The sequence below is a fragment of the Psychrobacter cibarius genome (assembly GCF_016107535.1).
In the GTDB taxonomy this organism is placed as follows: domain Bacteria; phylum Pseudomonadota; class Gammaproteobacteria; order Pseudomonadales; family Moraxellaceae; genus Psychrobacter; species Psychrobacter cibarius.
Genome location: NZ_JABASQ010000009.1, coordinates 49366 through 62556, shown reverse-complemented (window position 1 = coordinate 62556; position 13191 = coordinate 49366). Strand labels below are relative to the sequence as shown.

The 13191-nt window shown below is 43.0% G+C and carries 11 protein-coding genes; 2 read left to right on the top strand and 9 right to left on the bottom strand.

Features of this window, described 5'->3' with window-relative positions:
• The first annotated feature begins 45 nt into the window (after positions 1-45).
• Complete coding sequence (locus tag JFC08_RS07505; protein ID WP_198330286.1) at positions 46-1140, top strand: PTS sugar transporter subunit IIC; 1095 nt, start codon at positions 46-48, stop codon at positions 1138-1140.
• 103 nt (positions 1141-1243) lie between these two features.
• On the opposite strand, the gene JFC08_RS07500 is transcribed toward JFC08_RS07505, so the two are convergent.
• The 6 genes from JFC08_RS07500 to rdgB form a co-directional block, all read right to left on the bottom strand.
• Positions 1244-2194 (bottom strand): c-type cytochrome, encoded by a 951-nt coding sequence (locus JFC08_RS07500; protein WP_198330285.1) that lies wholly within the window; start codon positions 2192-2194, stop codon positions 1244-1246.
• A 329-nt stretch (positions 2195-2523) separates the two neighbouring features.
• Positions 2524-3546, bottom strand: coding sequence for an SDR family NAD(P)-dependent oxidoreductase (locus JFC08_RS07495; protein WP_198330284.1), 1023 nt, complete (start codon positions 3544-3546; stop codon positions 2524-2526).
• A 225-nt stretch (positions 3547-3771) separates the two neighbouring features.
• Complete coding sequence (gene clpX, locus JFC08_RS07490; RefSeq protein WP_193008521.1) at positions 3772-5085, bottom strand: ATP-dependent protease ATP-binding subunit ClpX; 1314 nt, start codon at positions 5083-5085, stop codon at positions 3772-3774.
• Positions 5086-5200: 115 nt separating this feature from the next.
• Positions 5201-5830 (bottom strand): ATP-dependent Clp endopeptidase proteolytic subunit ClpP, encoded by a 630-nt coding sequence (gene clpP, locus JFC08_RS07485; RefSeq protein WP_045448048.1) that lies wholly within the window; start codon positions 5828-5830, stop codon positions 5201-5203.
• A 523-nt stretch (positions 5831-6353) separates the two neighbouring features.
• Positions 6354-7697, bottom strand: coding sequence for a trigger factor (tig, locus tag JFC08_RS07480; protein ID WP_198330283.1), 1344 nt, complete (start codon positions 7695-7697; stop codon positions 6354-6356).
• 504 nt (positions 7698-8201) lie between these two features.
• Entirely contained in the window at positions 8202-8855 is a 654-nt protein-coding gene (rdgB, locus tag JFC08_RS07475; RefSeq protein ID WP_198330282.1) for an RdgB/HAM1 family non-canonical purine NTP pyrophosphatase, read from the bottom strand.
• Between the two features lie 555 nt (positions 8856-9410).
• On the opposite strand from rdgB, the gene JFC08_RS07470 reads away from it, so the two are divergent.
• Positions 9411-10040, top strand: coding sequence for a superoxide dismutase (locus JFC08_RS07470; RefSeq protein ID WP_198330281.1), 630 nt, complete (start codon positions 9411-9413; stop codon positions 10038-10040).
• A 55-nt stretch (positions 10041-10095) separates the two neighbouring features.
• Here JFC08_RS07470 and JFC08_RS07465 read toward each other — a convergent pair whose 3' ends face one another.
• The 3 genes from JFC08_RS07465 to JFC08_RS07455 form a co-directional block, all read right to left on the bottom strand.
• Positions 10096-10782, bottom strand: coding sequence for a hypothetical protein (locus JFC08_RS07465; protein WP_198330280.1), 687 nt, complete (start codon positions 10780-10782; stop codon positions 10096-10098).
• Positions 10783-10916: 134 nt separating this feature from the next.
• The gene (locus tag JFC08_RS07460; RefSeq protein ID WP_198330279.1) at positions 10917-11735 is read right to left on the bottom strand and encodes a DUF72 domain-containing protein; all 819 of its coding nucleotides are present in this window, start codon (positions 11733-11735) and stop codon (positions 10917-10919) included.
• A gap of 41 nt (positions 11736-11776) precedes the next feature.
• Entirely contained in the window at positions 11777-12874 is a 1098-nt protein-coding gene (locus tag JFC08_RS07455; protein WP_198330278.1) for a polyprenyl synthetase family protein, read from the bottom strand.
• Positions 12875-13191 lie beyond the last annotated feature (317 nt).

Genomic DNA, 13191 nt, shown 5'->3' with positions numbered 1-13191 from the left:
GTTGGTTTATTATCTCTCATCAAAAATTTCATAAAGAGCGTGGCTATGACAGTCTCTCATTTAGCAACACCGCCTACTGGCTTCATTAAAGCATTTTTCCAAAAGTATTTTATTGATGCGTTTACTGGCATGGCTTTAGGGCTATTTGTCACATTGATTGCTGGTCTAATCATCTCGCAAATCGGTGGCTGGTTAGATTTGCCTGCATTGGTTGCGGTGGGCAAGCTTGCCTCAGTACTAATGGGTGCGGGTATCGGAGTAGGTATCGCCTATTACCTTAAAGCACCGACGCTCGTCATGCTCAGCTGCTTGGTGGCGGGTATGCTTGGCGCACACTCTGAAGCATTAATGGCAGGGACGTTATTTACGCCCCAAGTAGGCGGACCTGCGACCTTTTCTGCGTTACCGGGTAATCCGATAGGGGCGTATTTGACCTCAGTATTTGCTTATCGTGCTGGTACTTGGGTCGCTGGCAAAACCAAGCTTGATATTCTACTGGTTCCTTTATTGGTATGCGCGGTAGCATTAGCAGTTTGCGCACTATTGAACCCACCTATCGTCGCTGCGGTCGCTGCCATTGGTCAAGGTATTCAAGCGGCCACTGAGTTACAGCCTCTGTTAATGGGTATTGTGATTGCAGTGGTGGTGGGTATTTTATTGACATTGCCAACGTCCAGCGCTGCTATTTGTATCGCAATTGGGCTTGGTGGCGTAGCAGGCGGGGCAGCAGTGGTAGGCTGTGCGGCACACATGATTGGCTTTGCCGTTGCAAGCTTTAAAGACAACGGCGTCAGTGGCGTAATATCTCAAGGTCTGGGCACCAGTATGCTACAGATTCCTAATGTGTTAAAAAAGCCGCTGGTGTTATTGCCTGCTGTGATTGCCAGTGCCATCGTTGGTCCTATTGCGACAGTAGGCTTTGGACTGGCATGTACGGCAACGGGTGCGGGTATGGGTACCGCCGGATTGGTCGGTGTATTTGGAGTGATTGAGGCGTCACAAGACATCATGAGTACGGGTCAATTATGGACAGCGATTATCCTGTTGATGTTTGTATTACCTGCCCTAATTGCAGGGGTGGTCGCTCATGTGATGCGCCGCGTGGGCTGGCTGGTTGATGGTGATATGAAATTGCCTTAAATTAAAGATAAAGGACGCAAATTGTCCTAACTATCAATAATAAAAAAGCCCAGCTATTTAAGTAATTGGGCTTTTTTATGGTAACTTTTAAAGGTGCTTAAAACTAGCGGCGTACATCTTTAGGGGCATCACCATTTGGCCAGTCTTTGTCTTTATTGGCTTTGATAGGTCGCGGCAGATGGGTAAAGTAAGCGGCAATATCGACCGCTTCTTGGTCACTAAGCGAGTTACCTTGACCAAAGGGCATTTTGCCTTTGATAAAGGCCGCTGCTGTATAAGTCCGCGCCATACCTGCACCATCGTTGAAGGACTTGTCTCCGGCTACTGCTGGATAGATATAAGTGCCATCGTCGTTATATTGACCTTCGCCATTTTCACCATGGCAAACACTACATTTCTCCGCAAACAGCTTTTTACCATTGTCCGTATTTGGCTCTAAAGTTTTGTCTACCTTAACAAAACCGCGACCTTCAGGCGAGACGCCATAAGGCAAGCCCTGTGATAGCCAGCTCATATAAGACACCATCGCATTCATATCATCTGAACCTAGCTCAAGTGCTTTGCCATTCATTGAGCGTTCAAAACAGCCATTGATGCGCTCTTGTATTGAATTCACGCGACCAGCACGTGAACGATAAATAGGATAAATACCCGGCATGCCATTCCAAGGCGCTGCGTAAGCCTCTGAGCCGTTACCCAAGTGACAGCTGGTACAATTCAACTGGTTGCCGACATTGTCAGGCATTTCTTTATAAGTATGATTGGCGATTTGTAAGCCGCGACGTACTGCTGCGCCGAACTCATCATCTGGAATAGTGGACTCATCTGGCATGCTAACGCTCAGTTTGGCGCTTGGATTTGCAGCCATCTCGTCTTTAATTTCTGCGGCACGTGCCTCAAGTGACTTAACACGGGCTAATGCTTCAGCTTCTTCGACACGGTCGACAGCCTTGGTATCTGATTCACTACAGCCTGACAGGCTAACCGCACCAATAGCAAAGATAGCAGCCAGTAAAACGGAGGAAGAGGGTTTGACCTTTAAAAGTATTTTCATTGGAATATCCTTATTATCAAAAATAATATGTAATAATATATTTTTATGATAATTTAACTGTCAAAATGACAGAAGTAATCTTAATTTTTGTGCAAAAAATCTGAATGAGTCATCAATCTGTAAGTTGCTAGAAACATAATTGTACCAAATATTAAATAATTAAAGTATATAAATAGATAAAGTGTTTTGGCTTTAGAGGGACATGAATCAATTTCATACCGTATGAAGAACCATATTGAAAGACAGTGTTGAAATACTCCCCACAAAAAAGCGCTTAAATATTATCAATATTTAAGCGCTTTTTTGTGGGCAAATACTTTTAGAATATATTATTTTGGCGTGCTTGGTTTTTTATGGCGGCGTGGTTTGAGCTTACGAGAGAGCGTATGGACATCGTTCAATATTTGACTGTATGTCGCTGGAAAGACACGCTGTACCGCGTCGATTATTTTGGCATCATTGCCAATCAGACAGCGCGGTTGATTGGTCGCGGCAGCCTGCAAAATAATCAAAGCGGCATGGCCTGCATCAAATTTCAGGAATTTATTAAAGCTCTGAATGGCTTTGGGGCCAGTACGCATGCCAATATCATTGATACTGTCATTGATACTGTCATTGCCACGGGCACTATTGGCAATATTGGTTTTAATCCCGCCGGGATGGATGCAGGTCGCTGACACACCGCAGCGCTGAATATCTAGCTCTTGACGCAAGCTTTCGGTAAAGCCGCGTACAGCAAATTTACTGGCGTTATACGCAGATTGTGACGGCTGCGCGGTCAAGCCAAACAGGCTTGAGATATTAATGATGTGACCATGCTCGTTAAATTGGCGCGATCTGTTTTTTTTGCTGCCATTCGTCGATTCGCTTTGTTTGACACTATTTTTAATCAATGGCAAGAATGCCTTGGTGCCATAGACCACACCCCAAAAATTGATGTCCATGACCCATTCAAGCTCGCTAATGCTACTGCCTTCTACGGTCGAATATAGCGCCACGCCTGCATTATTAAAGATGAAGTTCACTTTGCCATAGTCTACCATGACGCTATCTGCCCACGCTTCCACGGCTTTATTGTCTGAGACATCAAGGACTGTCATGGTCGCTTTGATGTCATAACCGACGAGCAATTCTTTGGTCTGTGCCAGTTGCGCCGCGTTGATATCAGAGAGCGCCACATGGCAGCCCATCTTTGCCAAATGAATGGCCAGCTCGCGCCCCATACCAGAGCCAGCACCCGTAATAGCCGCGACATGATTATGATAATAAGGGGCAATATCTTGGTCTGTCGTGGTATGAAAAGGCAAGTGTTGACGTAATGAGGTTGCGATAGAAGTGACATTGTTAAGCATGATAAACAGTCCTTTGTTTCATCAGTGATAGGTGTTGGTAGCACATTTACCTTAGCATGCTTTGTGGTTTTAGCTGTGAACGATTGATAGACGTGGCTGTCACTTTACCCATACATTGGCTGTCGTAAAAAGATCATAAGTGAGCAGCCATAAAAAAACGTCTAGCATAAGATATGCTAGACGCCTTTACTTCAATGACAGTTTTAATAGAGCTGATAACAACCGCTAAGCGTCGATCGCTATTTGCTCTGAGTCGTCGGTAGAAAAGATGATTTCAGGTGTTTTACCTTCATTAATCACTTGCTCATCGACGATGACAGTCTTGGCGTTTTTCATAGAAGGCAACTCGTACATGGTCTCAAGGAGCGCATTTTCAACGATAGAACGCAAACCACGAGCACCAGTCTTACGCGCCATGGCTTTTTTGGCAATCGCATCGAGCGCTTCTTTGGTAAAGCTAATATCAGCGCCTTCCATATCGAATAGATACTTATATTGCTTAACCAAGGCATTTTTTGGTTCTGTCAATATCTGCACCAATGCGTCCTCGTCCAGCTCTGTGAGCGCAGCGAGAACAGGAAGACGACCGATGAGCTCAGGAATGAGACCAAATTTGATCAAATCTTCAGGCTCTACTTGTTGCAGTAATTCTGAACTGCGTTTGCTATCATCTTTTGAGCTGACATCAGCATTGAAGCCGATACCGCCTTTTTCTGTACGCTGCTGAATAACCGCATCAAGACCAGCAAACGCCCCACCGACGATGATTAAGATGTTACTAGTATCAACTTGGATCAGCTCTTGCTGTGGATGCTTACGACCACCATGTGGCGGAATGGCAGCGACCGTACCTTCGATAAGCTTTAGCAACGCTTGCTGTACGCCTTCGCCTGAAACATCACGGGTGATAGACGGGTTGTCGCCTTTCTTACTGATTTTATCAATCTCATCGATATAGATAATACCTTGCTCTGCTTTACTGACATCATAATCTGATGCTTGTAGTAGCTTTTGCACGATGTTTTCGACATCTTCACCGACATAACCTGCTTCGGTCAAGGTCGTCGCATCGGCCATCGCAAAAGGCACATCCAGTAGACGCGCCAAGGTTTGCGCCAGTAAGGTCTTACCAGAACCCGTTGGGCCAATCAGCAAGATATTGCTCTTAGCCAATTCAACCATGGCATCGTCAGCGCCAATCTTCGCTTTTTTGCTGTCATTGGCTAAGGTTTGGCTAACTTTTAGACGCTTATAATGGTTATAAACGGCAACTGCTAGTGCTTTTTTAGCAGCGTCTTGTCCAATGACGTATTCGTCAAGCTTGGCACGCAGCTCTTTTGGCGTTGGTAGCTTTTTATTGACCCAAGAAGTATCAATGTCGCTCTCATCATCACCATCTTCGGCGCTATCAGCGATTAAATCGGTACATAGCTCAATACATTCATTACAGATATTGGCATCGTCAGCGGCAATCAGCTGCTGTACATCGCTTTTGGCTTTGCCGCAAAACGAGCAATGCGGGGTGTTATCTTCTGCCATAAAAGGCGCTCCTAAAATTTAAAACTTACAAATATTTTGATTTTTTACATCAAAGCCAAAACGTATAACGCTCAGGCTTTTGATGCCCATCAAAGCTTTTGCTCTTATGCGGTAATTATAAAGAAGTAGGGCGGCGCTCTAATACTTCATCAACCAGACCGTATTCTTTGGCTTCTTTCGCATCTAACCAAAAGTCACGCTCAACGTCTTTTTCAATTTTCTCTAATGGTTGACCAGTACGTTCTGCCAAAATCTCATTTAAACGGGCACGCGTTTTTAGAATTTCACGCGCATTAATTTCGATATCGGTTGCTTGACCTTGCGCGCCGCCTGAAGGCTGATGAATCATGACACGAGCATTGGCAAGAGAGTAACGCTTGCCTTTTTGACCAGCCGCTAATAAGAATGAACCCATGCTATAAGCGCCGCCCATACAGATGGTCGATACTTCAGGTTTGATAAAGTTCATGGTATCAAAGATTGCCAAGCCTGCACTCACTGAGCCGCCTGGTGAATTGATATACAAATGAATGTCTTTGTCTGGGTTTTCTGCTTCTAAAAATAGCAACTGTGCGACGATTAGATTGGCCATATGGTCTTCGACTTGACCGGTCAAAAAGATAACGCGCTCACGCAATAGACGAGAGAAAATATCAAACGAGCGTTCACCGCGAGAGGATTGTTCAACGACCATTGGCACTAATGCTGCATGCGCAGCTTGAGGGGCGCTTTGGGTATATTGCATGCCTTGTGCGTCATTGTGCGCACTCATCAGCATATCAAAATGTGGGTTGGCAGTGATGCGATCATAATCTGTCATAAAGATGTCCTGTTTATAAGTACATAAAATAAAGGGATTGAAGCTAGCGAGCGGCTACGCTTTTATGGCTGCTCATCATGCTAGATGTTGCCGCTTTTTAATAATATTCGCTGGCTGAAATAATAAGCGCCAGATATCGCTAAAAATAATTGAGCTAATGGTAACTTTTTTATTGAGGCAATAGTAACTTTTTCATGTGAAAAATAATTTTCTATTTATAACATGAGTGCTATTAATAAAATGATTGACTCACTATTAATAAGGCGTCTGTAACCATTTATCAAGGGGCTTGGTGATAAACTGTCCATAAAGATAGCATATAAATCCCCAATAAAAATGCCCTAACACATATGTTAGAGCATTGCGTTAGAGCATTATGTTAGAGCATGTTTAGATTGAGATTAGCAAGTTGCCATTGAATGGCAACTTGCTAAGTTATCTCACTAAATTACATGCCTTGCTGCTGTTGTTGCTGTGCAGCTAATAGGTCTTGGTAGCTAACTTCTTTGTCAGTTACTTTGCCTTGCTCGATTAAATAATCAACTACTTGGTCTTCTAGTACCACAGACTCAATGTTCGCGCGCTGCTGCTTGTCATTGGTGTAATACTCGATTACTTCGCTTGGATCTTCGTAGTTTTCAGCGGCTTCTTTGATGAAGGTTTCAACGCGTTCTTGATCGACTTCTAAGCCTTTGGTATCGATAACGCGAGCAACGATAATGCCAAGACGGGCAGCACGTAGCGCTTGCTCTTCAAATAGCTCATTTGGCAGCATGTCTTTATCAAAGCTATCAGCATTGGCACCGAACTGCTGAGAAAAACGTTGCATCATCATGTTGCGTTGACGCTCGATTTCTTGCTCTAGCATAGCATTTGGTACGTCAAACTCGTTCTTTTCTAACAATGCGTCAAAAGTCGCTTGCTTAACTTGGCTACGCGCAGCGTTTTTGATTTCGCGTTCCATGTTTTTGCGTACATCTTCTTTCAGCTTCTCAACGCCGCCTTCTTTTACACCGAATAGCTCAAGGAACGCATCGTCGATTTCAGGTAGCTTAGATTTTTCAACCAATTTTACGTTGATTTTGAACTGTGCTTCTTTGCCAGCTAGGTTCTCAGCTTGATAATCTTCTGGGAAAGTTACGTCGATAGTTTTTTCTTCGCCAGCTTTCATGCCTTTGATACCCGCTTCAAAACCTGGGATCATCTGGTTGCTACCGATAACCAGTTTGAAATCTTCAGCAGAACCGCCTTCGAATTTTTCGCCATCGATAGAGCCTTCAAAGTCAAAAGTTACTTGATTGCCTTTGTCCGCTTTACCTTTTTTCTCAACGAATTCTTCACGTTGCTTTTGAAGGTTTTCGATCATAGTGTCGACGTCTTCTTCGCTTACTTTAGCCGTGTGACGCTCAACTTCGATCTCATTGATACCTTGCACGTCTACTTCTGGGAAGATTTCAACAGTGGCTTGATAAACCAAGAAATCATCTTCAAGTTTTACGTCGTCGATGTTAGGCATGCCAACCGCGCGGATGTCTTCAGATTTGATCGCTTCAAAAACGGTATCACGGATCACATCGTTGATGACTTCTTGTTGAATGCCAGCACCGTACTGTGAACGGATATGTGACATAGGGACGTTACCTTTACGGAAACCGTCAATCTTGGCAGTTTTCGCAACTTGGCGAATACGACCTTCGACTTTGTTTTGAATTTTTTCGACAGGTACTTTAACTGTCAATTGGGTTTCTTTATTAGATAACTTGTTGGTTGTGACTTGTAAATCTGTAGCCATGTTAATTACACCTTTAGGATTAAATAGTACGTTTGATTAAATAGTACTTAGGGTTAAATGGTAATAGACAAACCGTGCCTCAAATTACGGGCGTGTACCATGGGTTGCCGTTGGAATAAATAGGGGATAGCGATAGCGCGCAATGTCAAAGTCAGTACCTTGAGCAATCGCCTTTGGTCACCACTGGCGCTGACTGATACTAAAATGTGAAACGGTTATCTTAGTAATAGGCGCTATCAGATATCAATCATAAACCGTTAATGCACCGCATAATAACGCTTTTTGGTGAATTATACAGACAAATAACGGCTTTCAACAAAATTTTAAAAGTAGAACAGTATAATCTATCTGTTTATTAAAGTAAAAATTATCTCTTTATCGTCCATTCCCTTTGAATCTGCTACATCGTCAATCTTGCTTAAACTACGATTTGTGCCTCTGTGCTCGACTTTCTTGTAATAGCTAAAGGAATAAATTGAATCGACTATAGGTTTTAGGGGTTATCTACAACGGCAACTGCGCCAATAATTGCTGAATCGCCTGACCACGATGACTGATGCTATTTTTATCAGCAGCACTTAAGCTTGCGGCGCTAGCTTGTAACTCTGGCAACCAAAACAGCGGATCATAACCAAAACCACCGTCACCATGCGCTGTCTCTAAAATCTCACCCTGCCATAGACCTTGCGCGATAATCGGTAGCGGATCATCAGCATGGCGCACCATCGCCAGTACGCAAACAAATAACCCTTTAATAGGTTTGTTAGCTTGCGCATCACGGATAGGCTGCAAGTCAGCGATGAGCTTGATGTTGTTTTTATCATCATTACCATGCTCACCAGCATAGCGAGCAGAATAGATGCCCGGTGCGTTACCTAATACTGGCACACATAGTCCTGAGTCATCAGCAATCGCAGGTAGTCCGCTGATACGGCTGGCATGACGCGCTTTAATCATGGCGTTTTCTACAAAACTTAAACCATCCTCAACTGCATCTTCGATATCAAGCTCACCCTGCGGGATAATCGTCACATCCAAATCTGCCTCGGCAAACAGCCTTTTAAACTCAGCCAGTTTGCCTTTATTATTACTGGCGAGCACCCATTGATTATCAGGGGTCGATTGGGTAGAGGAGCGTGAGGTATTCGTGGTGCTCATAGGGTTATTCCGTTATGTCATTATTAAGAATATGGTTAGTGAAAGTATCATTGTTGAAAGTATGGTCAGTTTTTAAATTATAGCTGTCTCTTAATGCCAATTTCATCAGTTTATCAGTCAGCTAATTGCCTAGCACGATAGGCATGGCAAGGCATTCTGCGCTTAGTCTATAGGCATCCAAAGGCTATACTAACAGTGTTATCCATAACATTTGGTAACTGATATTTGTCGCTACTGTTGCTATAATAGCCGCCAAGCTACCGTGAATGATATCTTATGGCTTGTGAATATTAAGTTAATAAATGCTTATGAAGTCAAGCATTTGGCTTTTGAGCAAACTGTAACAAAAGTAAGTTAATTTTGGATTCATAATAATACGTGATACTGTGTTAAACAATAAACGGTATTAAGCAATAACATTCATTTCAAACAATAAACTCAGCCAATTTAGTCCGCTATTTTATAGTGTTTTTTGCGGTGTAAAAATAGCGTAAAATTCAGTTTCTATAATGAGTTTTTATCAAATGACGGCTAAACAGCAAGGATAAAATAACTATGTCAAACATTACATTGCCAGAACTACCATATGCAAAAGACGCACTAGAGCCACATATCAGTGCCGAGACGCTAGAATACCATCACGACAAGCATCACAATGCATACGTAACTAAGCTTAACGAATTGCTACCTGGTTCTGGTCTAGAAGACAAAACATTGCCAGAAATCATCCTAGCGACTGCTAACGATGATAGCAAGCAAGGTATGTTCAACCAAGCGGCCCAAGTATGGAACCACACGTTCTATTGGAACTGCATGACGCCAACGAACGGCGGCGGCGAACCTACTGGCGATCTAAAAGCTAAAATCGAAGAAGATTTCGGTAGCTATGACAAGTTCCGTGAAGAGTTCAAAAATGCAGCATTGACTCAGTTTGGTTCAGGTTGGGCATGGTTAGTTGCTGATAAAGTCGGTGGCAAACTGTCTATCGCCAAAACGGCTAACGCTGATACACCACTTGCACATGACCAAGTTGCTGTATTGACTTGTGATGTATGGGAACATGCTTACTACATCGATTATCGTAACCGTCGTCCTGACTATGTTGATACGTTCCTAGACAAACTAGTGAACTGGGACTACGCAAACGCAAAATATAAAGGTCAAGATGCTGGTGTTGAAGAGTAATCTTTAACCACTAAGTATTTGATTAATAAAAAAGGACGCTGAGAGGCGTCCTTTTTTATTTCATTCTGACTATTGTTTCAGGTTGCAGACTGCCATTGAAAGCCAATATACCAGATGTATTCATTTTTTGTAATTCATTGACAACATCCATCTCATGGAAAAATCCATCCAATTTTTGAACTATATCATCGGCTACAACAACCTTGTTTGTTCTTTGTAATCCGTCAATTACCTTTATGATATTATTTTGCAATATCTCTTCACGTGTTTCACTTTCTACCATACTAGAAGTTTGTATGGCATTTTCTAATAAGTTTTCTAACTCATTGCCCAATCCTGAAACTTTATTATCAGCGATTTCTTGCTTTCGTAATATTTCGGTCAACTTATTATCAAAAACTGACTTAATACCTTGAATTTTTTCTTCTGACTTTCGTTCAGCTTCTTCTAAGATATTATTTTTAATATCCTTATTAGAACTAATACTATCATCCCCATTCCAAATATGGTTTCTCATATCAGAAACTGTATCTTTCACCATAGAAAATGTATCTGAGTAAAGCTTATCGAAAAGTTTCTCTAGCTTCTGTACACTAGCGTCAATATCAGATGCAGCCTTAGTTGTGACCTTGGAAGATGCATCTGACATTTTAAAAAACACTAAAGATAACCAAATCGCTCCAACAGCGAGTATTAAAGAGGCTATTGAAGCGATTAAAGCTAAAAGCTCTATATTTGACATACTTTCTTCCAGTTATTCTAATAATTACAGTTGATAAGAACGATATTAAAAGTCCGTACAGATTTATATATTTGTTTTCAAAGTAATAGACTCTGAGAATATACGAGTCAGTCGCTAGTAACAAACTTTAGAAGCTACAACACCTCAAATTCAAACCTACCCAACGCTTCTCTTAACATCGCAATATTATAATAAGCATGCGCATTAACGGTATTTTGAAAGAAAATATACAGCGTATCAAAATGCTGACGCTGATTGGCAATCGCTTGCGCCCAGTCCTGCATTTCCGCCTCGCTATAGCGATAATCATGGCGGTCAGCGGCACTCATCGCATCCCACCAGTTTAGATTGTTACCATGCATACGCAGATAGCCCGTGCGCTCGGTAAATATCAATCGTGACGGTGGTAGACCACTGACTTTGGGATAATCAACGCTACACCAAATCAGACCTTGTTTGACAAAACTATCGACCACTTGCGGGGTATGCCAACCATTATGACGAAACTCAACGGCTAGTGGATAATCTTGAAACCAACTGACCAGGTTTGCCAGATATAGACGATGCTCGCGGGTACGATCAAAGCCGTGTGGGAATTGCAGTAGTAGTGGCGCGAGAGCGTTGGCTTCGATAAGCGGGGATAGGGCATTTAAAAACGCTTGCGCATGTTCGGCTGTGCCCTTGCGCGCATGAGTAAAGTCTTGATGCAGTTTGACCGCGAACTTCAACTCACTGTCTGCTTGCACGTAGGCTTTATCGACCATGCCAGCAAAGGCTTTTTGCCCGATGGGCGCGTAAAAGGTGCTATTAATCTCAACTGCGCCGTATTGCTTGGCGTACTCGCGTAAGAAGTCCGTTTTCTTTGTGCCAGTTGGATACAGCGTACCGAGCAAATCGGTATCGCTATAGCCACCAGTGCCAAGATAAATACGCGGGATAGGGTTACTGTCCATGTTGACCACTCATTACCGTTCTTTGATGGTTAAATTTTTGGCTATTTTTTACGTGCCCATAGCCATTCTATTAATGCCAGTAAAGCATCATTGTTTGCGTCATTGCGAAGCTCGCTACTGCTTGATTCATGACGACTCATTTCACGAATGATGGCTGTGCGTCCGTCATTAAATAGCGATTGCGCATAGCTAGTCGCGTTTTCGACACCCATCAATTTCACATAAGTAGATTTGTCTAATTTTTCATCGCTGCCAGCAGGTTTGCCAAGGGTATCAGTAGAGGTCGTGACGTCTAAAATATCGTCTTGAACCTGAAAGGCGAGACCAATATGTTGGGCGCACTCTTGTAATGCCATACGCTGCGGAGCGGTCGCACCAGCACAGATGCCGCCCATAAGCATAGCGGCTTCAATCAATGCGCCAGTTTTATCACGGTGGATAGCTTCTAGATCGCCTTGTGAAATATTAGCACTAGCCTCAGCATTCAGGTCAAGCATTTGACCAGAAACCATACGCCGTGCACGTGGCGCAAATATTGCGATGAGCTGGCTGGCGATAGCTGAATTATAAGGCGCAAAGGTTGGCAGCTCTGCGGTCAATACTTCAAAGGCGAGCGTCTGTAGCACGTCGCCAGCGAGTAGGGCGGTCGATTCTTCAAAGACGATATGCGCTGTCGGCTGACCACGGCGCAAGTCATCATCGTCCATACAGGGCAAGTCGTCATGTACTAATGAATAGGTATGCAGCAGCTCCACCGCCAATGCCGCACGGCGCGCCATATCATAATTGGAGTCGTTTTCTAATAGAGCTTCCAAACCATCAGCGTTAGCCATGCTGTTTTTATTGTCAGTGCTTTTATCTGTATTGTCATTAGCATTGCTTTGATTGACACTATCAAAGGCGCTGGCGACCAATAGTGGACGCACCAATTTACCTTGACCGGTCATCACATAACGGCAGGCATCAATCAACGGGCTTGGCAGGTTGGCATACTCAAACAGCACGTCTATATCTTGTGCAAGTTGCACCCGCACGGCGCTATGAAATTGCTCGGTGTTGTTATTAAAGCTAGTAAAAGATACAAGTCTTGAAGGCATAAGGCTTTCAGGTATAAAGCTTGGCGTAGAAGAAACAGTCATAACCCAACCATTTATCAGGTGAATAATAAAAATATCGCTAGTGTAGCATGATAGATTATATAGCTTATGGGCTGAGCATCATCAATGCCATATTTTTGGCAGCTTACTATTAAAAATTAGATTAAGTACACCGAAATAATGCAACAAGCCCTCGTTACGTATTGGTGATTTAACTTAGTCAGTGGATATGTTTTGATAAAGAATCAAGTTAAGCGTGTGACGGCGTGTGATGATAGGCATCTGTCATTATAATCTTTAAAAGACGAATTTTTAGTATACAATTTCAGTATACAAACCGTCACTTAAAGCACATTACT